At 73.0% G+C, this 23,768-nt stretch carries 16 protein-coding genes, 1 pseudogene and 2 riboswitches; of the genes and pseudogenes, 12 read left to right on the forward strand and 5 right to left on the reverse strand.

The genetic code is table 11. The features are described from left to right. The first annotated feature begins 385 nt into the window (after positions 1 to 385). From Afe05nite_RS38805 to Afe05nite_RS38825, 5 genes are all read left to right on the forward strand, one after another. Positions 386 to 1,546 (forward strand): NAD(P)-binding domain-containing protein, encoded by a 1,161-nt coding sequence (locus tag Afe05nite_RS38805; protein WP_203822320.1) that lies wholly within the window; start codon positions 386 to 388, stop codon positions 1,544 to 1,546. Beyond that, a complete protein-coding gene (locus tag Afe05nite_RS38810) occupies positions 1,495 to 2,733 on the forward strand; it encodes a carboxylate--amine ligase (protein ID WP_239118530.1) in 1,239 nt (412 codons plus the stop codon). The genes Afe05nite_RS38805 and Afe05nite_RS38810 overlap by 52 nt, the downstream gene beginning before the upstream one ends. After that, positions 2,733 to 4,067, forward strand: coding sequence for a polysaccharide deacetylase family protein (locus Afe05nite_RS38815; RefSeq protein WP_203822321.1), 1,335 nt, complete (start codon positions 2,733 to 2,735; stop codon positions 4,065 to 4,067). The genes Afe05nite_RS38810 and Afe05nite_RS38815 overlap by 1 nt, the downstream gene beginning before the upstream one ends. 169 nt (positions 4,068 to 4,236) lie before the next feature. Beyond that, positions 4,237 to 4,674 carry a CBS domain-containing protein gene (locus Afe05nite_RS38820; protein ID WP_203822322.1) on the forward strand — a complete coding sequence of 146 codons (438 nt, stop codon included), beginning with the start codon at positions 4,237 to 4,239 and terminating at the stop codon, positions 4,672 to 4,674. A gap of 109 nt (positions 4,675 to 4,783) precedes the next feature. Next, positions 4,784 to 4,898: riboswitch (SAM riboswitch) on the forward strand. 34 nt (positions 4,899 to 4,932) lie between these two features. Next, positions 4,933 to 6,129 carry an aminotransferase class V-fold PLP-dependent enzyme gene (locus tag Afe05nite_RS38825; RefSeq protein ID WP_203822323.1) on the forward strand — a complete coding sequence of 399 codons (1,197 nt, stop codon included), beginning with the start codon at positions 4,933 to 4,935 and terminating at the stop codon, positions 6,127 to 6,129. A 138-nt stretch (positions 6,130 to 6,267) separates the two neighbouring features. Here the strand turns inward: Afe05nite_RS38825 and Afe05nite_RS38830 are convergent. Together Afe05nite_RS38830 and Afe05nite_RS38835 are read right to left on the reverse strand one after the other, a co-directional pair. Beyond that, positions 6,268 to 6,402, reverse strand: a pseudogene (locus Afe05nite_RS38830) (pantetheine-phosphate adenylyltransferase); the annotation flags it as partial. A 36-nt stretch (positions 6,403 to 6,438) separates the two neighbouring features. Beyond that, a complete protein-coding gene (locus Afe05nite_RS38835; RefSeq protein ID WP_203822324.1) occupies positions 6,439 to 7,443 on the reverse strand; it encodes a glutamate-cysteine ligase family protein in 1,005 nt (334 codons plus the stop codon). 160 nt (positions 7,444 to 7,603) lie between these two features. Next, a riboswitch (glycine riboswitch) is annotated at positions 7,604 to 7,699 on the forward strand. A gap of 127 nt (positions 7,700 to 7,826) precedes the next feature. On the opposite strand from Afe05nite_RS38835, the gene Afe05nite_RS38840 reads away from it, so the two are divergent. From Afe05nite_RS38840 to Afe05nite_RS44775, 5 genes are all read left to right on the forward strand, one after another. Beyond that, positions 7,827 to 9,209, forward strand: a complete 1,383-nt coding sequence (locus tag Afe05nite_RS38840) for an L-serine ammonia-lyase (protein WP_203822325.1) — start codon at positions 7,827 to 7,829, stop codon at positions 9,207 to 9,209. 60 nt (positions 9,210 to 9,269) lie between these two features. Then, positions 9,270 to 14,378: a diguanylate cyclase gene (locus Afe05nite_RS38845; RefSeq protein ID WP_203822326.1), complete on the forward strand. Its 5,109-nt coding sequence runs from the start codon at positions 9,270 to 9,272 to the stop codon at positions 14,376 to 14,378. A gap of 4 nt (positions 14,379 to 14,382) precedes the next feature. Continuing rightward, on the forward strand, positions 14,383 to 14,802 hold the full coding sequence (locus tag Afe05nite_RS38850) for a VOC family protein (protein WP_203822327.1): 420 nt from the start codon (positions 14,383 to 14,385) through the stop codon (positions 14,800 to 14,802). A 191-nt stretch (positions 14,803 to 14,993) separates the two neighbouring features. Further along, the gene (locus Afe05nite_RS38855; RefSeq protein ID WP_203822328.1) at positions 14,994 to 15,542 is read left to right on the forward strand and encodes a GNAT family N-acetyltransferase; all 549 of its coding nucleotides are present in this window, start codon (positions 14,994 to 14,996) and stop codon (positions 15,540 to 15,542) included. 259 nt (positions 15,543 to 15,801) lie between these two features. Continuing rightward, complete coding sequence (locus Afe05nite_RS44775) at positions 15,802 to 15,930, forward strand: hypothetical protein (RefSeq protein WP_275407548.1); 129 nt, start codon at positions 15,802 to 15,804, stop codon at positions 15,928 to 15,930. 45 nt (positions 15,931 to 15,975) lie between these two features. Here the strand turns inward: Afe05nite_RS44775 and Afe05nite_RS44335 are convergent, their stop codons facing one another. From Afe05nite_RS44335 to Afe05nite_RS38870, 3 genes are all read right to left on the reverse strand, one after another. Beyond that, on the reverse strand, positions 15,976 to 16,929 hold the full coding sequence (locus Afe05nite_RS44335; protein ID WP_239118532.1) for a helix-hairpin-helix domain-containing protein: 954 nt from the start codon (positions 16,927 to 16,929) through the stop codon (positions 15,976 to 15,978). A gap of 121 nt (positions 16,930 to 17,050) precedes the next feature. Beyond that, the gene (locus Afe05nite_RS38865) at positions 17,051 to 17,434 is read right to left on the reverse strand and encodes an MmcQ/YjbR family DNA-binding protein (RefSeq protein ID WP_203822329.1); all 384 of its coding nucleotides are present in this window, start codon (positions 17,432 to 17,434) and stop codon (positions 17,051 to 17,053) included. Between the two features lie 50 nt (positions 17,435 to 17,484). Next, entirely contained in the window at positions 17,485 to 17,862 is a 378-nt protein-coding gene (locus Afe05nite_RS38870; protein WP_239118533.1) for a YccF domain-containing protein, read from the reverse strand. A 147-nt stretch (positions 17,863 to 18,009) separates the two neighbouring features. On the opposite strand from Afe05nite_RS38870, the gene Afe05nite_RS38875 reads away from it, so the two are divergent. Together Afe05nite_RS38875 and Afe05nite_RS38880 are read left to right on the forward strand one after the other, a co-directional pair. After that, complete coding sequence (locus Afe05nite_RS38875) at positions 18,010 to 22,014, forward strand: bifunctional nitrate reductase/sulfite reductase flavoprotein subunit alpha (protein ID WP_203822330.1); 4,005 nt, start codon at positions 18,010 to 18,012, stop codon at positions 22,012 to 22,014. Between the two features lie 328 nt (positions 22,015 to 22,342). Further along, positions 22,343 to 23,764 carry a glycoside hydrolase family 10 protein gene (locus tag Afe05nite_RS38880; protein WP_203822331.1) on the forward strand — a complete coding sequence of 474 codons (1,422 nt, stop codon included), beginning with the start codon at positions 22,343 to 22,345 and terminating at the stop codon, positions 23,762 to 23,764. Positions 23,765 to 23,768: the final 4 nt, after the last annotated feature.

The following is a 23,768-nucleotide window of genomic DNA, read 5'->3' on the forward strand; positions in this document are numbered from 1 at the left end:
GCCTCGACCCGGTCGACGACGGCGCCCCGGTCGGACATGACGAGGCCCTCGAAGCCCCACTCGTCGCGTGGCACCGAGGTGAGCAGCCGGTGATGCTGACTCGCGTACCCCCCGTTGACCTTGTCGGCATCCATCACGGCCAGGGCTGCGCCTCGGTGGCGACCCGCCGGAACGCGCGCAGGTGGAGCTCACGCGGCGTCCATGGCGACTACCTGCCGAGTGCCTGTCAGGTGTCGACTGCCCCGCAACCCTTAGCACATTCCGGAGATCACCCGCTTAAACCGAGCGTGCAGATCCGGACTGGACTCACGGAGGGTATCGCCGCGGTCACGCAAGGGTGAATGCTGAACCCGATGATGTCGACCGACGTCGATCGGGGGATCGCGTGAAAACCGATGTGGCAGTTCTCGGCGCGGGACCGTACGGGCTGGCCGTCTCCGCCGCCCTGGGCGACGCGGGCGTGGAACATCAGGTGCTCGGCGAGCCGATGTCGTTCTGGAAGGAGATGCCGGAAGGCATGCTCCTGCGGTCCAACTGGACCGCCACGTCCATCGCGGACCACCGGGGGCCGGTGTCGCTCGACGCCTACGTCGCCGCCACCGGTGCGGAGTTCGGCCGGCCGGTGCCGCTGGAGAACTTCATCGCGTACGGGTCATGGGTGCAGTCCCGGGTCGCACCCGGCGTCGATCGGCGCGTCGTCAGCGAGGTCTCCGCCGGGCGGGCCGGTTTCCTTCTGTCCTTCGCCGACGGGTCCACGCTGCGGGCCGGGCGGGTCGTCGTCGCGGCCGGGATCGCGCCCTTCGCCCGGCGGCCACCGCAGTTCGCCGGCCTGTCGCTGGCCACCCACTCGGCCGAGCACCGCGACCTGTCCCGGTTCAAGGGCGAGCGGGTGCTCGTCGTCGGTGGCGGGCAGAGCGCGCTCGAATCGGCCGCCCTGCTGCACGAGTCCGGCGCCGAGGTCGAGGTGCTGGTCCGGCGGGACCACCTGACCTGGCTGCACGGCGGGAAATACCAGCGCCTGCTGGGCCGGGCCAAACCGCTGTTCTACGCACCCACCGACGTCGGCCCGCTCGGTCTGTCCCGGGTGGTCGCGGCGCCCCATCTGTTCCGCCGGCTGCCCCGGTCGTTGCAGACCCCGGCGGCCCGCCGCGCCATCCGGCCGGCCGGCGCCGAATGGCTCGTCGCGCGGCTGCGGGAGGTGCCGATCCGGCTCGGCTTCGAGGTGCGATCGGCCACCGAGGACGGCAAGCGGATCAAGGTCTCGTCGAGCACCGGCGAGGTGCTCACCGCGGACCACCTGATCTACGGCACGGGCTACCAGGTCGACGTCGCACGCTATCCGTTCCTGCCGCCGTCGCTGGTGCGCGGGGTGCGGCGGGTGGACGGCCATCCGGTGCTCGGCTCGGGCCTGGAGTCGTCCGTACCCGGCCTGCACTTCGTCGGGGCGCCCGCGGCCTGGAGCTACGGGCCGATCATGCGGTTCGTGTCGGGCGGATGGTTCGCGAGCCGGGCCGTGGCCTCCCGGATCGCCGGCCGGCGGCGCTGATGCGGCCGGGAGCCGTCGTGCTCGGCGGCGACTACCAGGGACTCGGGATCGTTCGCAGCCTGGGCCGGCAGGGCGTCCCGGTGGTGGTCGTCGACGACGAGCGGTCCGTCGCCGCCGCGTCCCGCTGGACCACCAGGTCGGTGCGGGTGCGAAGCCTTCGTGGCGACGAAGACGTGCTCGCCGCCCTGTCCGGTCTTTCCGCCCTGTCCGGTCTCGCCGGCCTGTCCGGGCTCGGCGGGCCGGACGGCTGGGTGGTCTTCCCGACCCGGGACGAGAACGTCGCCGCGCTGAGCCGGCACCGGTCGGCGCTGCGGTCGGCCGGCTGGCGGATCCCGGCGCCCCAGTGGGACTGCGTGCGGGTCGCCTGGGACAAACGGGAGACCTACCGGCTGGCCCGCAAACTCGGGGTGCCGTCGCCGCGCACCTGGTTCCCGCTCGACGAGGACGATCTCGACGAGGTCGATCTGTCGGCGCCGGTGATCGTGAAACCGGCCATCAAGGAGAACTTCTTCTACGCGACCCGGGCCAAGGCGTGGCGGGCCGACACCCGGCCGGCGCTGCGGCGGCACTTCGCGCGGGCGGCCTCGATCGTGCCGCCGGGGGAGATCCTCGTGCAGGAGATGATCCCGGGTGACGGCCAGTATTCGTACTGCGCCTTCGTCCGCGACGGGGCGGTGGTGGCCGACATGACGGTGCGGCGCACCCGGCAGCATCCGTCCGACTTCGGCCGGGCGAGTACGTTCGTGCAGACGGTCGCCCTCCCCGGGCTGACCGCGCCGTCGCTGGTGTTCCTGCGCGAGATCGGCTACTACGGGCTGGTCGAGGTCGAGTACAAACGCGATCCGCGGGACGGCGAGTTCAAGCTGCTGGACGTCAACGCGCGCACGTGGGGCTACCACACGCTGGGCCGGGCCGCCGGCGTCGACTTCCCCTGGCTGCTGTTCCGCGACCAGCTCGGCGAACCGGTCGCGCCGGCGTCGGGCCGGGCCGGCGTGTCCTGGATCCGGGTGGCGACCGACCTGCCCAACGCGGCGCTCGACATCCGGGCCCGCCGGATGCGGCCGGGGGACTACCTGCGAACGCTGCGCGGGATCGACACGGAGGCGGTCTTCTCGTGGCGTGATCCGTTGCCCGGTCTCTACGAGGTGGCCCTGCTGCCCTACCTGGCCGTGAAGCGCGGTCTGTGATGTTCGAGGCCACTGCCAGCTTCGCGTTCTTCGACTACTTCCGGATCCCGTACCGGATCATGGCTTTTCCCGCCCCGGCCGGCCGCCACGCCCTGCGCCGGGCCGGCACCGACGGGCCGTTGTTGACCTGGCCGTCGGGCGGTGGCGTGCTGGGCCGCCGCGAGGTCGCCGGCTTCCCGATCCACGCGCACTTCAGCGAGCCGGCGGCCGGTGACTTCGCGCTCCCGTTCGACCCGGGCGAGGTGATGTGGCGCTACTGGAGCGAGCACTACCAGGACCGCTCCCGCGCGCGGGCCGCCCTGGTGCGCCTCTACTACCTGCTGCGCCCGGTGATCCCGCGGGCGGCGCAGATCCGGCTGCGGCAGGCCTTCACCCGGGTGCAGGAACAGGCGGTGTTTCCCGCTTTCCCGGTGGAGACGGCGCTGCACGACTTCCACGAGTGGATGTTCCAGCTGGTGGCGTCGTTCGCCGGAGGACCGGTGCCGTGGCTGGGCCTGTGGCCGGGTGCGCACTCGTGGGCGCTGGTCCTGACCCACGACGTGGAGACCGCCGGCGGCCTGGCCGGCATCGAAGTGCTCCGCGAGATCGAACGGGCCGCCGGGCAGACCTCGTCGTGGAACTTCGTGCCGCTGCGCTACCGGACGCCCGACGCCCTGCTGGCCGCCCTGCGGGCCGAGGGCTGCGAGATCGGCGTGCACGGCCTGCGCCACGACGGACGTGACCTCGCGTCGCCGCGGGTGCTCCGGCGGCGGCTGCCCGCCATCCGGTCGTACGCGCAACGGTGGCAGGCGGCCGGCTTCCGCTCACCCGCCACCCAGCGCTCCTGGGAGTTGATGTCGGAGCTGGGTTTCGCCTACGACAGCTCCTATCACGACACCGCCCCCTACGAGCCCCGGCCCGGCGGCAGTTGCAGCTACCTGCCCTACTTCGTCGGCTCACCGGGCGGGCCCGGCGACATGGTCGAGTTGCCGATCACGCTGCCGATGGACCACACCCTCTTCACCATCCTGCGGCACCCGGACGCCACCCTGTGGCTGGAGAAGGCCGCCCACCTGCGCGACCACGGCGGCATGGCGCTGCTCCTGACCCATCCCGACTACGCCACCGACCCGCGGGTCACCGACGGTTACCGGCAGCTCCTCGACAAGTTCCAGGACGACCCCACCGTCTGGCGCCCCCTCCCCGGCGAGGTGGCGGCCTGGTGGCAGCGCCGGGCCACCTCCACCGTGTCCCGTACCCCCACCGGCTGGTCGGTCCGCGGCCCCGCCGCCGCCGACGCCACCGTGCGCGAATGCCGCCCCGGTGTCCCGGCCCTGACCCGTTCCCGGCCCTGACCCGTTCCCGGCCCTGACCAGTTCCCGGCCCTGACATATTCACGTCCTTGACATCCGGGCGTGGTTGAGTGCTCCCTGGACATATGCCCGCAACGTGGCGGGGTGCTTCCGTCGTCGGACGGCCCGCCAGGCAGTTTTCCCGCGGACCGGCATGAGATGGGGAGCAACGATGCGAATAAGCGACATCCTCCGCGTCAAGGGCGACCAGGTCGTCACGGTACGACCCAGCGCGGACGTGACCGCGCTGCTGGCCGTCCTGGCCGACCACCAGATCGGTGCCGTGATCGTGTCCGCCGACGGCGTGCACGTCGACGGCATCGTGAGCGAACGCGACATCGTGCGAGCCCTGGCCGACCGCGGCCCCGGCATCCTCACCGAGCCGGTCACCGGCATCCACACCACGCACGTGCGATCGGTCGCCCCCGACGCCCCGATCGAGGACGTGGAACGCCTGATGACCGACAACCGCTTCCGGCATGTGCCGGTGGTGCAGGACGGCACCCTGAAGGGCGTCGTGAGCATCGGCGACGTGGTGAAGAACCGCATCGACGAACTCGAGGCCGAACGGGTCAGCCTGACCGGCTACATCACCGGCGAGCGGGGCTGACCGCCCCACCCGCACCCGGCGGCGGGCCGGGGCGCGCCCGCTGCGCCCGGGCGCAGCGGGGTCGAAGGTCCCGCCCACGGGCCGGGGTGGGCTGCTACGGTGTTCGGCAGGTCATGAGTGTCAGCGCGTAGCCCCGGCTTGCTGACCGGCAACCCTTGCGTTCGCGATGGGGTGCCCCGGGTGAGGACCGGGCCCGCGCCGATCGGCGTGGGCAAGCGCGGACCCGCCCGGGTCCCAGATCCTCGCGGAGGCTCCGTCATGTCCCTTGCTGTGCAGACCGCCGACCTCGACGTCGTCGGCGCCGGTTTCGTGCACCTCGACTACGCCGCCACCGCCCCGTGCGTGCGGGCCGCCGCGGACGCGGTCAACGCCCTGCTCCCGAGTTACGGCAGCGTGCATCGCGGCACCGGGCCCCGGTCGCGGACGTCCACCCTGGAGTACGAGCGCGCCCGCGCGGTGATCGCCGGCTTCCTCGGCTGTCGTCCCGGCGATCAGGTCGTCTTCACCCGCAACACCACCGATGCCCTCAACCTGCTGGCCCGGGCCCTGCCGCCGGGCACCACGACCGTGGTGTTCGACGGCGAACACCATGCCAACCTGCTGCCGTGGCCGAACCCGGTGCGCCTGCCCGCCCCGGCCACCCCGGCGGAGGCGGTCGCCGCCGCCGGCCGCGCCCTGGCCGGTCTGCGCGGCCCCGCGCTGCTGGCGGTGACCGGGGCCAGCAACGTCACCGGTGAGCTCTGGCCGGTGCGTGCCCTGGCCGAGGTCGCCCACGCCCATGGCGCCCGCGTCGTCGTCGACGCCGCCCAACTCGCCCCGCACCGCCCGGTCGACCTGCGCGAGCTCGGCGCCGACTACGTCGCGCTCTCCGGCCACAAGCTCTACGCCCCGTTCGGGGCCGGCGTGCTGGCCGGGCGGGCCGACTGGCTCGACGCGGCCCCGCCCTATCTCGCCGGTGGGGGAGCGAGCGCCGCGGTCGGCGACTCGACGGGCGACGTGCGCTGGCAGACCGGACCGGCGAGGCACGAGGGCGGCACCCCTAACCTGCTGGGCGCGGTGTCGCTGGCCGCCGTCTGCGCGGCCTTGACCGAGGCCGACCGGGACGAGCTGCACGACCGGGAGCAGCAGCTGCTGACCCGGCTGCGCCACGGCCTGCGGGACGTGCGGGGTGCGGCCGAGGTGAGCGTCTTCGGACCACGGAGCGAGCGGGTGGGAATCGTGTCGCTGGCGCTGCCGGGGCGGGATCCGTCGGCCGTGGCGACCCGCCTGGCCGACGAATTCGGCATCGGCGTGCGGGCCGGCCTGTTCTGCGCCCATCCGCTGGTCCGGCGCTTGACCGGGGCGTCCGGCCACGGCGGCTGCGCGGGCGGCCTGCTCCGGGTCAGTTTCGGTCTGGGCACCACCCCGGCCGACGTCGACAGCCTGCTGGCCGCCCTGCCCGTCGTGCTGAGCTAGGGCGGGTCACGTCGGTCGAAGCCGCGTTCGACCTGGTTGCGTTTCCTTGTACGCGTGCGCGTCGAACGCGGGTGGGCGTCCGCGTCGATGTCGCCCTCGGCCGCAGCCGATCGAACGCGACCGGAGCGGGCTGTGCGCTCAGCCGGCGGCGCGCGTCGCGGTCGACGACACCCGGGCCAGTTCGGGACGGGCGGGGACCAGGACGACCGGCCGCTCGAAGAGGTGGTGTCCCCGGTCGACCACGTCGAGGTGGCCGGGGGTGACGGGATCGAACGTTCCGGGGTAGCCGGCGTCCGGCGCCGGGCCAGGCTAAGCCTGCGCGGCGGCGCGGTCCAGGATGTCGTCGGCGGGGGTGCGGGACCTCAGCACGTACCGCTCGAGGTAGTCGGCGACCGCGTCGCGCAGAGCGCGCGGCGCTCCCTGCCGCGCGAGTGCCGCGTAGGCCGCGATGAAGCAGTCGCGGGCGGCCGTGGCCAGCAGCGGGTCGGTCAGGGCGTCCCGGGCGGCGCGCTCCCACAGGCGGGGTTCGCCGATCAGGGGGGCGGTGGCGGCGGACGCCTCCAGGGCGGCCCGCGGGTCGTCGAGCAGGGTGGCCACGATCGTGACCGGGATCCGCCAGCCGGCGCCGGGCTGGTGGTCGGCCACGTCGATCTCGAGGTGTCCGCGGGCGGCGACGGGCGGGCGCAGCGACCGCAGGTGGCGGGTCAGTCCGGGGGCGTCGGGGCCGGCCTCCGCGCGGTAGCGGGCGCGCAGGGTGCGGCCGCGGGGGTCGGGGGCGTCCATCGCGTACGTCATCCAGGCCGCCCGGGGCGCACCCGGCGGGAGCACCGGCAGGTGGCGCCGGGTGGCCTGGCGCACGCTGCGCCAACCGGCGCCGGGGGTGTTCGCGAACGCCGCCGCCAGCACCGGCGCCAGGGTGTGGGCCAGGGTCCAGCGGCGGGACAGGCCGAGCGGGCCGCCGCCCTCGAGGCCGGCTTCGAGACCGATCCGGATTCCGGCGGTGTCGGGCACCGGGGCGCCCGGTCCCGCGAGCAGCGGGCGGGCGAGTTCGAGATCTTCCGTCATGCGGGCCAGGCAGATGTCCAGGCCGGGGGACGGCGGACCGCTCAGCACGGCGGTGTGCGGGCCGTGCGGCGCGAGGAAGCCGTGGCGCAGCCGGACGCGGCCGGCCGGTGATGTCGGGGCCGGTGGTGTCGGGGCCGGTGGTGTCCTGGCGGGCAGGTCGAGCGCGGCTCCGACGAAGCCGGGCGGCGCCGTCGCGAAGGCCCGGTGGGCGATGAGCAGTTCGGCGGCCTGCTCGGTCAACTGTGTCACGTCACGCCCCGATCGGGTCGGCTCCTGCGGCGGCTGTCAAGATAGCATTCCTATCTGCCCGATAGGAATAGCCTGTGATGCGAACAGCCCGGCCGGGCCGGCTTGACGCTCGCGGAAGTCGCTGTCAGGCTCGGGGAGCACAACTGAATATCGCGCCGTTCGAACCGCGGCGGGAGAGTCCCCGGTCCGCCACGGGGACGCCGAAGGAGCAAATCCTCCCCGGGAATCTCTCAGGCCCAGATACCGTCGCATGGCAGGCGCCTCTGGAAAGCCGGGGTCACATGGTCCCGCACCCACGGTGAAAACCGTCCGAAACCGGGCGGCGAAGCTCTCAGGTAACCAGGACAGAGCGGGGAGGGCCACCCTCAGGAGGGAAGCCTTCCGTGCCGCTCAGTGCCTTCGACCTCTACTCCGTCGGGATCGGCCCGTCGTCCTCGCACACCGTGGGGCCGATGCGCGCCGCCCGCCGGTTCGCCCAGGAGTTCCCGCGCGCCACCCGCGTGCGCGTCGAGCTCTTCGGCTCGCTCGGGGCCACCGGCCGGGGCCATCATTCCGACGCCGCCGTCCTGCTGGGCCTGGAGGACGAGGACCCGGCGACCGTCGACACCGCCCGGGTGGCCGAGCGGGTCGCCGCGATCCACCAGAGCGGCCTGGTCCTGCTGGCCGGCAAGCGCCAGGTCCCGTTCGAGCTGATCCTGCACCGCCGCCGGTCCCTCCCGGGGCACCCCAACGGCATGCGCTGCACCGCGTGGACCGGCGGAGCCGAGCCGGCGGAGCGCGTCTTCTACTCGATCGGCGGCGGCTTCGTACTCACCGATCAAGAGCTGCAAGCGAACAGTACGGGCGAGACCGCGACCACGCCGGACGAGGCCGCACCCGGGGCCGGCCGAAAACCATGCGTCCCCCACCCGTTCGGGACCGGGGCCGAGCTGTTGGCCGTCTGCGCCGCCGAGCGGGCGCCGATCTCGGCGATCATGCGAGCCAACGAGCGGGTCTGGCGCACCGACGAGGAGATCGACGGCGGCCTGCTCGACATCTGGACCGTGATGCGCAGTTGTGTGCAGCGCGGCCTGCGGGCCGGCGAGGGTCTGCTGCCCGGCGGGCTGCGCGTGAAACGGCGGGCGCCGGGCCTGTTCCGCGACCTCACCGCCACCGCCGGCCGCGACGACCCGCTGCACGTCATCGACTGGGTCAACCTCTACGCGCTGGCCGTCAACGAGGAGAACGCGGCCGGTGGCCGGGTGGTCACCGCCCCGACCAACGGCGCGGCCGGGATCATCCCGGCGGTGCTGCACTACTACCGGCGTTTCGTGCCGGACGCGGACGGCGCCGGAGTGGTGCGGTTCCTGCTCACGGCGGCGGCCGTGGGCATTCTGATCAAGGGCGCCGCGTCGATCTCGGGCGCCGAGGTCGGCTGTCAGGGCGAGGTCGGCTCGGCCGCGGCGATGGCCGCGGCCGGGCTGTGCGAGATCCTCGGGGGTACGCCCGAGCAGGTCGAGAACGCCGCCGAGATCGCCCTCGAGCACAGCCTCGGCCTGACCTGCGACCCGGTCGGCGGCCTGGTGCAGGTGCCGTGCATCGAGCGCAACGCCATCGCGAGCGTCAAGGCGATCAACGCGGCCCGGCTGGCGCTGCGCGGCGACGGCACCCACCGGGTCAGCCTCGACACCGCGATCGTGACGATGCGCGAGACCGGCCGGGACATGTCGACGAAGTACAAGGAGACGTCGCTGGGCGGGTTGGCTGTGACGGTAGTCGAGTGCTGAGAAGCGTCAGGTCGGCAATTCCGCTGCCGATGGGAGCACCTGACCCCGAGCAGCGGAGTGATGGCTTTGATCGAGACGGCGGCGGAGCTCACCGGCCTTGCCCTTGACGGGGAGCTGGGCCGGGGTGCGTTCACCACGGTGCACCGCGTCCGGCGGGGCCAGAACACGTACGCCCTCAAGCGCCCCAACCCGGACAGCGCGGCCGATCCGGGCCTGCTGTTCGCGTTCCAGCGGGAAGCGGCCCTGCTCGCCTGCGTCGACGACCCGAGCGTGCCCCGCATCATGGCCGCCGGCCGGCACGGCGGAGCCCCGGCGCTGGTGCTGGAGTACATCCCGGGTGGTTCGCTCGCCGACCAGTTGAGCCACGGCCGGATCAGCCCCGAACGGGTCGTGGAGCTGGCCGCCCAGCTGGCCCGCGGCCTCGCCGCCGTGCACCGGGTGGGTCTCGTGCACCGCGACGTCAAGCCGGGCAACATCATGCTGTCCCCGGACGGCGCGGCCAAGCTCATCGACTTCGGCCTGGCCCTGCTGGGCGCGGAGCCGGAGGCCGACCAGGACCGTGCGGTCGGCACCTTCCTCTACACCTCGCCCGAGCAGTCCGGCATGCTCAAACGCCCGGTCGACGGCCGTTCCGACCTCTACTCGCTCGGCGTGGTCCTGTTCGAGTGCCTCACCGGGCGCGTCCCGTTCGAGGCGGACGACGTCGGCCAGCTGCTCCGGCTGCACCTGACCGCGCCCGTACCGGATATCCCCACCGCGAGCCCGGCCCTGTGCGCCGTCGTCACCCGCCTGCTGGCCAAGGACCCGGACGACCGTTACCCGGACGCCGCCGCCCTGCTCGCCGCCCTGCGGGAGTGTCCCGGCGGGGAGGCCGCCGAGATCCCGGCGGTGATCCGGTGGCCGCTGTGCGGGCGGGCGGCCGAGCGCGACGGTCTCGCCGACCGCTGGCGCCGCGCCCGCACCGGCCGTGGGGGTGTCGCGGTGATCCGCGGGCCCGGCGGCGCGGGCCGCACCAGGCTCGCCGAGGAGGCGATCGACCTGGTCGCCGGCGCACCGGTGCTGCGGGCCACGAGCCAGCGGGACGAGGCGCTGCCGCTCGCACCGCTGCGCACCGCGGTCGAGGACTACCTGCGCACCGTCGCCCTGCTGCCGGCCGAGCGCCGGGCCGAGGCCGAGCAGCACCTCCGCGACGCCGCCGCGGTGGCCGGCCCGGCCCTGGTCGCGCGCTTGACCGGGGGTCTCGGGGACCTGCTCGGCGACGTCGGTGCGGCGGCCCGCGACGACCACCTGTTCGCGGCGGTCGCGGCGTTCCTGGCCGAGCTCGCCCGGCTCAGCCAGGGCCTGCTGCTGCTCTGCGACGACGCCCACTGGCTCGACGAGGGCAGCCGGGCGGTGCTCGCCCGGCTGCTGCCCGAGCTGCCCCGCACGCCGCTGCTGCTGGTGCTCACCGAGCGGGACGGGGCCGGCACCCCGGTCGCCGCCGACGCCGACCTCGAGCTCGACTGCGCGCCCCTGGACGCCGCCGGGGTGGCCGCACTCGTCGCGTCCCGGCTGCCCGGCGCCACGGTGCCGGGCGAGCTGACCGCGCACGTCGCCGCCCGTACGGACGGCTCGCCGCTCGCCGTCGTCACCTATCTGTTGCGCCTGCTCGACGCGGGACTGCTGACCCCGCTCTGGGGCACCTGGAACTTCGACGTGGCCGGCGCCGACGCGCTGCCCGCCGCCGAGGACGTGCGCGCCCTGCTCGCGTCGCGGCTGGCCACCCTGTCCGGCGGCGACCGGGACTTCCTGACCGTCGCCGCCGTCGCGGGCGCCCGCTTCCGCACCCAGACGCTCGAGGCCGCCGGCGGCGGAGCCGATCAGGTGGTGGCGGCGGTCGCGGCGGCGGTGGGGCGCCGGGTCGTCGAGGCCCGCCCGGGTGGCTGGTTCGTCTTCATGCATCCGCTGCTGCGCGAGGACCTGCTCGACGGGGTCGCCCCGGACCGGCTGCCGGGTCTGCACGCCGGGATCGCCGACGCCCTCGAAGGGCTGCCCGAGCCGCTGCGCGACGCCGACCACGTCTATGCCGTCGCCCGGCACCACCGCCGCGCCGGCGAGCTGATCGCGGCCGACCGGCACCGGCGCAGTGCGCTCGCCGCCGGGCTGCGCGCCCTCGACGACATGGCGCCGGCCGAGGCGATCGGCTACCTGGAGGACGCCCTCGCCTACGACCCGTCGCCCACCTCCGCGGTGCTGCACCCGCTCGCCCTGGCCTACCTGGGTGCGGCCCGGTTCACCGAGGCCCGCGCCACCCTCGGCACCGCGCTGGCGGGGGAGCCCGACCGCCGGGCCCGCGCCGGGCTGCTCACCACCGAGATCGATCTGCACAACACGTTCTGGGACGACCAGCGTGCGCTGGAGACGGCCGGCCGGGCCCTCGCCGAGTTGCGCCGCCCGCTCCCGCGCAACCCGCTGGGACTCGTGGCGTCCACCCTGGCCATCGGGGTCGCCGGAGGACTCGTCAGGCGTACCGGAATCGGTTTCGGAACGGCCCGGGGCCGGCGCCGGGACGATCTCGCCCAGCTCGCCGCGGTCCTGGACGCCGGTGGCTACGCCGCCGGCACCGGCCTTCGCCTGCGCGAGGCCGGGGTCCTGGCGATGCGGGCGATGTACGCGGTGAACCGCCTCGGCCCCGGCCCCGAGTACGTGCGTGTCTACTCCCTCGTCGGCTACGTCGCCGCCGTAGTCAAGCTGCGCGGCACCGCCACCCGGCTGTTCGCCCGCGCCGCCGAGGTGGCCGGCGAGCTCGGCGACCCGGCCCTGACCGCCTATGTGGCGTGGCTCAACGGCTGTGCCTGGCTGTTCGGCGCCCACGACGACGGCACCCGGTTCGAGGAGGCGATCAACCGCAACGGCCGGTGGTACGGCCCGGCCCAGCTCCTGCCCGGGTTCGCCACCATCGGCATCCGGCTGCTGGTACGCGGCTACCTCGAGCAGAGTCAGGCCGAGTACGAGCGGGGCCTGCGCTGGCTCAAGGACCCGTCGATGGCGCGCGGCACCACGTTCGCGATGCTGTCGGTGATGATCCCGGCCATGCAGGGCCGGCACGGGGAAGCCGCCGCCGCGCTCGCCCTGATCCGTGCGGCGGTGCCGCCCGGCACGCCGGTGGTGCACCGCGCCCACATGCTCGTCGCACACGCCTGTGCGCTCGTCGAGCAGGGCGAGTTCGGCGAGCAGTTCGAGGACGTGGTGGCCGAGTGGGCTGCCCTCGGGCTGCGCGTGAGCGACATGATGACGCAGCACAAACTGTTCTACGCCTACCAGTCGCACGGCCGGATGGCGCAGCTGCGGATGGCCACCGAGCAGCAGCGGCCGGCCCGGCTCGCGGCCGCCCGCGCCGCCGTCGCGGAGCTGCGCCGGGTCCGCACGAGCTCGCCGACCCTCGACTGCGCCTACCTGATCGGCGAGGCCGCGATCGCGCAGATGACCGGCGACCCGGGCAAGGCGATCGAGTGGAGCGACAAGGCCGAACGGGTGGCCCGTAGCGCCGACGCGCCGATCGTCCACTTCGAGGTGGCCCGCTTCCGGGCGCGCGCGTTCCGGGCCCTCGGCCAGACCAACGAGTCCGACCGGCAGGCCCGCCTCGCCATCGCGCTGGCCGGCCACCACGGCTGGGAATCGCGCCGCCGGCAGGCCCGCCTCGAGTTCGGGGCCGAGGAGAACGCCGCCACCAACCGGCACACCAACGTCGACCGGCGCGGGGACGGCCGCAACCGCCGGCTCGAAGCGCTGCAGCAGGTCGGCGCGGCCGCCGCGACGGTGCTCGACCCGCAGCAACTGGCCCGGGTCGCCCTCGACGAGATGCTGCGCATCCTCGGCGCCGAGCGGGCGCTGTTCTTCCTGCTCGACGACGCCGGCGAGCCGGTGCAGTTCGCCGGCCGCACCGCCGACGGCGCCGACCTGGCCGGCCCCACCGACTACGGGTCGTCCCTGGTGCGCCGGGTCGCCGCCGACGGCGAGCCGCTCGTGGTCACCGGCACCGAGCAGGGCGCCGCCCTCGGCTCCCGGAGCGCGGTCGAGTACGGCCTGCGCAGCATCATGGTCGTGCCGGTCCGGTTCAAGGCCAGCACCCTCGGCGTGGTCTACCTCGACAGCCGGCTCGCCCGGGGCATCTTCACCGCCGACGACGTCGAGGTCCTCATCGGGGTGACCAGTCACGTCGCGGTGTCGCTGGAGACCGCGCGGGCCGCGCAACTGCACCTCGCGGTGCGCTCGGCCCAGCAGCAGCAGGCGTTCGCGGAGATGCTGCGGGCCGGCCTGGCCGAGCTGTCCGGGATCCACGAGCCCGCCCCGTTGCTGCGCTCCCTGTTCGGCATGCTCGTCGACCACCTCGACGCCTCGGCCGGGGTGCTGCTCGGACCGGACGGGACGACGGTGGTGGAGGCGACCGGCAAGGCCGACCCGTCGCTGATCGGCACCACTGTCGCAGTGACCGTCGGCGACGCTCCCGGCGTCGTCGACCAGCCGGGTCTGGCCGACGTCGTCCTCGCCGTGCCGCTGCGCGTCCGCGACGGACTGGCCGGCATCGCGCTGCTCGGCGCCGACAGCTTCGGCGACGGCGCCGTCCAGATCGCCTCCGCGCTGGCCAACCAGGGGATGAGCGCCTACCTCAACGCGTGCCTGTTCAGCCGCGTCCAGGAACTCGCCACCAGCGACGAGCTGACCGGTCAGCACAACCGCCGGCACTTCTACGCCCTTGCCGGCACCCTCGTCGACGCGGCCGCCCGCGGCTCCCGCGACCTCGCCGCCGTGATGCTCGACATCGACAAGTTCAAGAACATCAACGACACGTACGGTCATGGCGTCGGCGACGAGGTGATCCGTACCGTGGCCGCCCGCATCCGGGAGAGCATCCGCCAGTCCGACGTGCTCGGCCGCTACGGCGGCGAGGAGTTCGCCGTCGTCCTGCCCGACCACCTGGGTCAGGCCGGCGACCTGGCGGAACGGATGCGCCGCGCGGTCGGCGACCGGCCCGTCCCCACCGGGGCCGGCCCGATCGACGTCACGATAAGCGTCGGCCTCGCCCACCTCGACGCCGCGGACGCCGGTCTGGACCAGTTGCTCGCCCGCGCCGACCACGCCCTCTACCGGGCCAAGGAGAGCGGCCGGAACCGGGTTGTGATTTCCTGAACCGATGACGACATATCCCCGGATCCGGCAGGTCGTCCTCGACAGCACGGACGCGCGCCGGCTGGCCGAGTTCTACCGCCGGATGTTCGGCCTCGCATACCGGCCCGGCGACGAACCGCCGGCGGCCGGCGAACCGGACGTGAACGGCCGGGACTGGCTGGTGCTGCACGATCCGCAGGGCGGGGCCCAGCTCGCGTTCCAGCAGACCGACCCGTTCCCGCGCACCGACTGGCCCGGTGCCGGGGTACCGCAGCAGTACCACCTGGACACCGTCGTCGACTCGGTGGCCGCCCTCGACGAACAGCACGAGCGGGCGCTGTCGCTGGGCGCGACGCTGCGCTTCGACCGCAGCGACGACAAGGAGGAACCCCTGCGCGTCTACGCCGACCCGGACGGCCACCTCTTCTGCGTCTTTGTCGGCTGACGCCCCCGCCGAGATCAGCACAACTTCCGTGCGGAAGGGCTCGCCGAAGCGGTTGAGACCCCGTCCGCACGGAAGTCGGTGGACGCGGCCGGACTGGATGAGCTCCGGTCCGGGATCTGCATGGTCATGCGCGGTGCGGACGGCCCCGGCTCGGGCGGGATCGGGCGGTCGGCGGGTGCGAAAATCGGGTGATGGACGACGTGCGGCTGCGGCCAATTGAGTTCTCCGACTGGCGGGCCGTGCACGGCTGGGCCAAGCTCATCGACTCGTGCCGCTATCAGGGATGGGGACCGAACACCGAGGCCGAGACCGAGTCGTACGTGCGGGAGTCGGCCGCCCTGTGGCACAGCCTGCCGCAGACCAGCTTCCCGCAGGCCGTGCTGGCCGGCAGCACCGTCATCGGGATCGCCGACCTGCACCTGCGGGGCTCCGCCCAGGCCGAGATCGGGTACGGCATCCACCCCGCGCGGTGGGGCCGGGGCGCGGCCACCGCGGCGGCCCGGGAACTGCTGCGGCAGGCCTTCACGGAACACAATCTCCACCGGGTGTACGCCACCTGTGACCCCCGCAACGCCGGATCGGCGCGGGTCCTCACCAAGATCGGCATGACGTACGAGGGACGGATGCGCGAGACCGTGCTGATCCGCGACGGCTGGCGGGACTCCGACCTGCACGCGATCCTCGAACAGGAGTGGCGTGCCAGGGAAGGCGTTCCGGCGCAGGGTTCAGCGCGCGTGTGAACTCGGACGCCATCGCCGGCGCCTTTCGCACACCGCGGAAAATGCGAGGCTTCGGTCCGGCTGCCGGATGCTTGCCGGACAACACTTGTTCCGGTTGTCCGGGAACTGCTTTCGCGGCCGTGGCCCGGGATCGCGACCGTCGTCGCCGCGATTCTGCTGCTGTCGGGTCGACGCCGCCGTGTGCCGGTTCGCCCGGGGCCAGGCTTCACCACCGCCCTGGCCACTTATCGCGATCGGGTCGGGCACATCCTCACCGTCGGTGACGGCGCCGCCGGTTACCGCGCAGGCCACGAACGTGCCGCTCCGGTCACCGCTGCCGGACACCCTGCGGGCCAGGGTCGCCGCCGCTGTGGTCGCCGCCCTGTGCGACCCACCCGTCGAACAGTGATGCCCGGCGGACCGGCCGCCGGGCATCGTCTCGTCACGCGAACCGTCAGGACCGGTCGACCAGCTGCTCGGCCCGCTCCGGCCAGGTGGCCACGGTCGGGGCCAGGCGCAGGCCGGCCCCCGCGATCGCGGCCTTGACGGTGGCCACGTCGGAGTCGGCGAGCTGCCGGAACGTCGTGATGCCGGCGGCGGCCAGCGCCATCGCCATCTTCGGCCCGATGCCACTGATCCTGGTCAGGTCGTCCGGCTCGACGATCGCCACGGCGACCGGGGCGGGCGCCGCCTCGACCTGCGCCGCCCCGCCCATACCCGGAACGGCGGCGACGGGAGCGGACCCGGCGGTGGGCTCGAACTCCTCGGCCACCTCCGGGACGGCGGCCGGGCCCGGCTCGGCGACCGCGACGGCCACCGGAGCCGGGGTGGCCTCGATCTCCTCGGCCTCGGCCACGCCCGGGACAGCGGCGACCGCTGCCGGAGCCGGGACGGCGTCGACCCTCGGCTCCTCATCCACAACCGGCTCTTCGTCGACAACCGGCACTTCGTCGACAACCGGCTGGGTGGCGGGCGCCGGCTCGAACGCGGCAGGCTCCTCGAACGCGGCGGGCTCGTCGAACGCGGGGGGCTCGTCGAGTACGGCGGGCTCGTCGATGACCGCGACCGGCTCGGGGGTGGCCTCGGGCTCCGTGACGGGGTGGTCGGCGGCGGCCGGTTCGGGGTCGGAAACGGCGGGGGCCGGCTCGTCGTCGAGGGCGGGCGCGGGGTGCTCGGTCACCACGGGAGTCGGGTCGGCGATCGCGGCGTCGGTGGAAGTGGTCTCGGTGGCCTCGCCCGGGTCGGCTGATTCCACGACCGGGGCGGCCACGACCGGGGCGGCCACGACCGGGGCGGCTACCCCGGCCGGCTCGGCGGGCTGCGCCGACTTGGCCCGGCGGCTACCCAGGAACCAGCCGCCGAGCAGGCCGACCACGAGGCCGGCGACGAAAAGAAAGAAAGAAGCCATGAAAGGGCCTCCGGACAATAAGAGCTGCGGATGTAGCGCGCATATTTGCACATCCGCTGGTTTGCCCACCATGTGGGTGGTGTGCCAGTTCGCACGATGCTCACCTGCCGTTATCCGCCGACTACGGCGAGATGACAGCGGGGCCGCGGAATGGTCCGTCGAGGTCGGACGGCGCCCGCATGCGCCACGCGTCGGTGACCAATTCGGCAAGCCGTTCCACCGAGAGCTGGGGGAGGCGGGCCATCACCAGCGGCAGCCCGTCGTAGCCCGGCGTGGTGAAGAACAGCCCTGGTTCACCGAGCAGCAGGGCCTGCTTCTCCGCCTCGTCGCCGACGAAGAGCACCGCGACGTCGGTCCGGATCACCCGCGGCCGGCCCGGTGTGCGTTCCGGATAGGACCACACGAAGCCCTTGCCGGCCACCCGGAAGTCGAAACCGTCGCTGTCGATCTCCTGCACCTGCGGCAGCGCCAGCGCCAGCCGCCGTACGTCCCCGGCGTCCGCCATGCCGAGAGACTACCGTGCCGCGACCGGCCCGGACGCGGCCGACGCGGACGTCAGTCGAGGTCCTTGATCTCGCGGCCGAGGGGCCAGAACGCCACCGGAACGAGCTTGAAGTTGGCGATGCCGAACGGGATGCCGATGACGGTCACGCACTGGGCCACCCCGGTGAGGATGTGGGCCAGCGCGATCCACCATCCGGCCAGGATCACCCACAGCACGTTCGCGGTGCCGGAGGCCAGCCCGGCCGTGGGTCTGCTGACCACGGTCCGGCCGAACGGCCACAGCGAGTAGACGGCCAGCCGCATCGACGCGATGCCGAACGGGATCGTCACGATCAGGGCGAAGCAGATCAAGCCGGCGATGCCGTAGGCGATGGCCAGCAGGAAGCCGCTTCCGAAGACGAACCAGAGGACGTTGAGGATCAACCGCACCGCTCAAGCATGAACCCCGCTCGCCACCCGGCGACCTCACATCCGGCCGGCGGGCTCGGTGACGGGTGGGTAACCGGGCGCGCACGCGTGCTTGACGGGGGCGAAACCGGGTGCGCCTAGGTTCGGGGTCAACAGGAGAGGGGCTCGATGGTCGCGCAGGTCAGGACGGTGTGCGGCTACTGCGGTGTGGGCTGCGGGATGGTGCTCGACATCGAGTCCGGTCCGGACGGCCGGCGCCGTGCGGTGAAGGTCCGGGGGGACCGCGAGCATCCGGCCAACTTCGGGCGCCTGTGCACCAAGGGGGCCACGAGCGCGGACATGCTGAACGCGCCGGGCCGGCTGGGCACCGCGCTGGTGCGAGCCGGGCGGGCCGCCGCGGCCACCGAAACCCCTGTCGAGCGGGCCGTCGCGGAGGCCGGGCGGCGGCTCCGGGAGATCATCGAGAGGTACGGGCCGGACTCCGTCGCGCTCTACGTGTCGGGGCAGATGACGCTCGAGGCCCAGTACCTGTCCAACAAGCTGGCCAAGGGTTTCATCGGCACGAACAACATCGAGTCCAACTCGCGTCTCTGCATGGCGAGTGCGGGCACCGGCTACAAGCTGTCGCTCGGGGCCGACGGGCCGCCCGGCTCCTACGACGACCTCGAGCACGCCGACGTGTTCCTGGTGATCGGGGCCAACATGGCGGACTGCCACCCGATCCTGTTCCTGCGGATGATGGAGCGGGTCAAGGCCGGGGCGAAACTGATAGTCGTCGACCCCCGGCGCAACGGCACCGCCGACAAGGCCGACCTCCACCTGCCGATCCGGGCCGGCACCGATCTGGCTCTGCTCAACGGCCTGCTCCACCTTCTCGTCGAGAACGGCCAGGTCGACGAGGAGTTCATCACCTCGTACACCACCGGTTGGGAGGCGATGCCGGATCTCCTGGCCGAATATCCGCCGGGGGTCGTGGCGGAGACCACCGGGCTCGCCGAGGCCGACATCCGGCGGGCGGCGCAGTGGATCGGGGCGGCCGGCAACTGGGTGACGCTGTGGACGATGGGGCTCAACCAGAGCACGCACGGCACCTGGAACACCAACGCCATCTGCAATCTGCACCTGGCCACCGGCGCGATCTGCCGCACCGGGTCGGGGCCGCTCTCGCTCACCGGGCAGCCCAACGCGATGGGCGGCCGGGAGATGGGCTACATGGGGCCCGGCCTGCCGGGGCAGCGGTCGGTGCTGGTGCCGGCCGACCGCGAGTTCGTGGAGAACGCGTGGGGGCTGCGGCCCGGGACGCTGCGCACCGACGTCGGCAAGGGCACTGTCGAGATGTTCGAGCGGATGGCCGCCGGCGAGATCAAGGCGTGCTGGATCATCTGCACCAACCCGGTCGCGTCGGTCGGCAACCGGCGCACGGTGATCGAGGGGCTCGAGGCCGCCGAGCTGGTGATCACGCAGGACGCGTACGCCGAGACGGAGACCAACGCGTACGCCGACATCGTGCTGCCCGCGGCGATGTGGTCGGAGACCGACGGCGTGATGATCAATTCGGAGCGGAACCTGACGCTCGTGCACCCGGCGGTGGATCCGCCGGGCGAGGCCCTGCCGGACTGGCGGCTGATCGCGATGCTCGCGGGGCAGCTCGGCCACGGCGCCGACTTCGCCTACGACAGCGCCGAGGAGATCCTCGACGAGATCAAGCAGTTCTGGAACCCGCAGACCGGGTACGACCTGCGCGGCGTCACCTATGAACGCCTCGCCGCGGGTCCCGTGCAGTGGCCCGCCCCGCCGGGTGCGGGGGACCGCAACCCGATCCGCTATCGCAACGACGGCTCCCGGGAGCGGGCCGACGGCACCCGGCCCGAGCTGATCTTCCCCACGCCCAGCGGCCGGGCGGTCTTCCACGCGCGGCCGCACATGCCGCCCGCCGAACTGCCGGACGACGATTTCCCGTTCGTGCTCAACACCGGCCGCTTGCAGCACCAGTGGCACACGCTCACCAAGACCGGCCGTGTCGAGAAGCTGAACAAGCTCAACCCGGGCCCGTTCGTCGAGGTCAACCCGGCCGACGCGGCGCGCCTGGGCGTGCGCGAGGGCGACCCGGTCGAGATCGCGTCGCGGCGCGGGCGCGCGGTGCTGCCGGCGGTGGTCACCGATCGGGTCCAGCCGGGCGACTGCTTCGCGCCGTTCCATTGGCACGACCTGTTCGGCGAGTACGTGAGCGTCAACGCGGTGACCAGCGACGCCGTCGACCCGTTGTCGTTCCAGCCGGAGCTGAAGGTGTGCGCGGTCGCGCTGACCCCGATCGCGGTGCCGCCGACCGCGACCGCCGCACTCGCCGGGCCGCTCCCGGTGCCCGGGGACGGCGGACCCGGGTCGGGACTGCGGGAGATGCTCGGCCTGCCGGCCGCGCCGGTGCTCGACGACGCGGGACGGCACTACTTCGCCGGCTACCTCACCGGGCTGGCGTCCCGGCCGGCCGGGACCGGCACGCCCCCCACGCTGCCGGCCGGCGCGCCGTTCGACCCGGCGACCGCGGCCTGGCTCAACGGTGCGCTGGCGGGGGCGTTCACCGGCGTACCGGAGAAGCCGCCGGCGGCGGCTCCCGGCCGGACCCTGCAGGTGCTCTGGGCCTCGCAGACCGGGAACGCGGCGGAGTTCGCCCAGGCGGTGGGGCAGCGGCTGGCGTCGGCCGGGCAGAGCGTGACGCTGCGTGGCATGGACGGCGCGGCGACCGAACTCCTCGAAGCCGACGGCGATCTACTCATCGTGACCAGTACGTTCGGCGACGGCGACGCGCCCGACAACGGGACGGGGTTCTGGCAGTCGCTCGCGGGGGCCGACGCGCCCCGCCTCGACGGGCGCCGTTACGCGGTGCTGGCGTTCGGGGACTCCAGTTACGACGACTTCTGCGGGCACGGGCGGCGGCTCGACGACCGGCTGGCCGAACTGGGGGCGGTGCGGATCGCGCCGCGGGTCGACTGCGAACCGGATTTCGAGGAGGCCGCCAACGGGTGGCTCGACGAAGTCGTCGTCGCGCTCACCGCCCCGGTCGTGGTGCCCGCGCCGCAACCGACGAGAGCGGCGCCGCTGACCGCTGTGCTCTGCGGAAATGAACTGCTCAGCAAGCCCGGGTCGGCCAAGGAGGTCCGGCGGTTCACTTTCGACACCGGGGGCCGGCTCGACTATTCGGTGGGCGACGCGCTCGGGGTCTGGCCGACGAATTGCCCGGCGCTCGTCGAGGAATGGCTCGCGGTCACCGGATTGCGCGCCGATCAGGTGATCGATCTCGACGGCGAGAAAGAGCTTTCCGACGCGCTGTCGCGCGATCTCGACATCACCCGGATAACTCCGGATCTGCTGCGCTTCCTGGCGGACGGGACGGGGGACGCCTGGCTGCGTACGCTGCTGCGGCCGGACAACAAGGGGGAGCTGGCCAAGTTCACCTGGGGGCGGCAGGCCGCCGACCTGATCGCCGAATATCCCGTCCGGGCCGCCGCCCAGGAGTGGGCGGGCGTGCTCAAACGGCTCCAGCCACGGCTGTACTCGATCTCGTCGACGCCGCTCACCGACCCCGCCCGGGTCAGCCTCACCGTGTCCGTGGTCCGGTTCGACAACGCGCGCGGCACCTCCCGCAAGGGCGTGTGCTCGACGTTCCTGGCCGACACGGCCGCCGAGGTGCCGGTGTTCGTGCAGCGCTCGCCGCACTTCCGGCCGCCCGCCGACCCCGCCACAGCGATGATCATGGTGGGCCCGGGAACCGGGGTGGCGCCGTTCGTCGGCTTCCTGCGCGAGCGCCAGGCCCGCGGCGCGACCGGCGCGAACTGGCTGTTCTTCGGTGAGCAGCGGCAGGAGACCGACTTCTACTACGCCGACGAGCTCGCCCAGCTCCGCACCGACGGCGTCCTCGACCGGCTCGACCTGGCGTTCTCCCGTGACCAGCGGAGCAAGATCTACGTGCAGGACCGGATGCGCGAGCACGGCGCCCAGCTCTGGTCCTGGTTGCGCGACGGAGCGCACCTCTACGTCTGCGGCGACGCCTCCCGGATGGCCCGCGACGTCGACCGGGCGCTGCGCGACATCGCCGCGGCGCACGGCCGGGTGGACCCCGACGAGTACGTCAAGCAGCTCTCCGCCGAGAAGCGGTACGTCCGCGACGTGTACTGACTCGAGCGCGCGACGGTCCCGCTCGGCCGGTCCCGGCCGGCGGCGCCCGGGGCGACGCCGGTGGGGTCGCGGCTGCAATGAAGTGTTGAAACGGTTCAGATTTTGAACTCCGAAACTTACGGAAACCAGGACCGGGCGATTCGCCCGGTCTTTCCCCTGTAAAGGGGCGTAATACGGGCGTATGGGAGCGTGCCCATGAAAAGTCAGCCGTTGAGATTTCCGGAACCTGGCGTTAATGTTTCGATCGATCCGGATCACTTTCTGCTGTCGGTCGAGGCGCCACCGCCGCGGCCCATCCGTCCCCTTCGCAGCTGGAAGGCATCGGCACATGAACAGATCCCCCCGGCGGCGCGTCCTCGCCGCCACCCTCTCGACCGCCGCGGCGGTCCTCGTCGCCGGCGGCACCGTGCTGCTCTCCGCCGGCAACGCGGACGCCGCCACCACGCTCGGCGCGTCCGCCCAGGCCACCGGGCGTTACTTCGGAACCGCGGTCGCGGCCTACAAGCTGAGCGACAGCGTGTACTCGACCATCCTCGACCGCGAGTTCGACATGGTGACCCCCGAGAACGAGATGAAGTGGGACGCCACCGAGCCGGTCCAGAACTCGTTCAGCTACGGCAGCGCCGACCAGATCGTCAACCACGCGCTGGCGCACAACCAGCGCGTCCGCGGGCACGCCCTGGCCTGGCACCAGCAGCAGCCGTCCTGGGCGCAGTCGCTGAGCGGCACCGCCCTGCGCAACGCGATGGTCAACCACATCACCAACGTCGCCACCCACTACAAGGGCAAGATCTACTCCTGGGACGTGGTGAACGAGGCGTTCGCCGACGGCGGTGGCGGCGGGCGCCGCGACTCCAGCCTGCAGCGCACCGGCAACGACTGGATCGAGGTGGCGTTCCAGACCGCGCGGGCCGCCGACCCCGGCGCCAAGCTCTGCTACAACGACTACAACACCGACGGCGTCAACGCGAAGTCGACCGGGGTCTACAACATGGTCAAGGACTTCAAGGCCCGCGGGGTGCCGATCGACTGCGTCGGGTTCCAGTCGCACCTCAACTCCGGTTCGCCGTACACCGCCGACTACCAGGCCAACCTGCAGCGCTTCGCCGACCTCGGCGTCGACGTGCAGATCACCGAGCTGGACATCGCCGGGTCGGGGTCGGCCCAGGCCACCACCTACGCCAACGTGGTGAAGTCCTGCCTCGCGGTGACCCGCTGCAACGGCATCACGGTGTGGGGCATCCGCGACTCGGACTCCTGGCGGGCGAGCGACACCCCGCTGCTGTTCGACAACAGCGGGAACAAGAAGGCGGCCTACACGTCGGCTCTGGACGCGCTGAACTCCGGCGGCACCACCAACCCGACGTCCTCCCCGACGTCGACCCCGAGCACATCGCCCAGCGCGTCCCTGCCGCCCTCGACCTCGCCGCCGCCCTCGAGCTCACCGAGCACCGGCACCGCCGGCTGCACCGCCACGGTCAGCCTCAACCAGTGGACCGGCGGCTTCGTCGCCACGGTCAAGGTCGCCGCGGGCTCGACCCCGATCAACGGCTGGACGGTCGGGGTCACCCTGCCCTCCGGTGCCACCGTCACCAACTCGTGGAGCTCGACGGCGGGCGGCTCGAACGGCTCGGTGAGCTTCACCAACGTCAGTTACAACGGCTCGGTGAACGCGGGCGCGAGCACCGAGTTCGGTTTCCAGGGCACCGGCGTCGGCCCGTCCGCGACGCCCACCTGCACCGCCCGATAGGTGG

The organism is Paractinoplanes ferrugineus, from assembly GCF_016862195.1.
GTDB classification, from domain to species: domain Bacteria; phylum Actinomycetota; class Actinomycetes; order Mycobacteriales; family Micromonosporaceae; genus Actinoplanes; species Actinoplanes ferrugineus.

What these genes read in the sequence shown, in the direction of transcription:
- Afe05nite_RS38810 (WP_239118530.1), top strand. Translation starts at nt 1,495, where the DNA reads ATGGTTCGCGAGCCGGGCCGTGGCCTCCCGGATCGCCGGCCGGCGGCG.
- Afe05nite_RS38815 (WP_203822321.1), top strand. Translation starts at nt 2,733, where the DNA reads ATGTTCGAGGCCACTGCCAGCTTCGCGTTCTTCGACTACTTCCGGATC.
- Afe05nite_RS38820 (WP_203822322.1), top strand. Translation starts at nt 4,237, where the DNA reads ATGCGAATAAGCGACATCCTCCGCGTCAAGGGCGACCAGGTCGTCACG.
- Afe05nite_RS38825 (WP_203822323.1), top strand. Translation starts at nt 4,933, where the DNA reads ATGTCCCTTGCTGTGCAGACCGCCGACCTCGACGTCGTCGGCGCCGGT.
- Afe05nite_RS38845 (WP_203822326.1), top strand. Translation starts at nt 9,270, where the DNA reads ATGGCTTTGATCGAGACGGCGGCGGAGCTCACCGGCCTTGCCCTTGAC.
- Afe05nite_RS38850 (WP_203822327.1), top strand. Translation starts at nt 14,383, where the DNA reads ATGACGACATATCCCCGGATCCGGCAGGTCGTCCTCGACAGCACGGAC.
- Afe05nite_RS38855 (WP_203822328.1), top strand. Translation starts at nt 14,994, where the DNA reads ATGGACGACGTGCGGCTGCGGCCAATTGAGTTCTCCGACTGGCGGGCC.
- Afe05nite_RS44335 (WP_239118532.1), bottom strand. Translation starts at nt 16,929, where the DNA reads ATGGCTTCTTTCTTTCTTTTCGTCGCCGGCCTCGTGGTCGGCCTGCTC.
- Afe05nite_RS38865 (WP_203822329.1), bottom strand. Translation starts at nt 17,434, where the DNA reads ATGGCGGACGCCGGGGACGTACGGCGGCTGGCGCTGGCGCTGCCGCAG.
- Afe05nite_RS38875 (WP_203822330.1), top strand. Translation starts at nt 18,010, where the DNA reads ATGGTCGCGCAGGTCAGGACGGTGTGCGGCTACTGCGGTGTGGGCTGC.
- Afe05nite_RS38880 (WP_203822331.1), top strand. Translation starts at nt 22,343, where the DNA reads ATGAACAGATCCCCCCGGCGGCGCGTCCTCGCCGCCACCCTCTCGACC.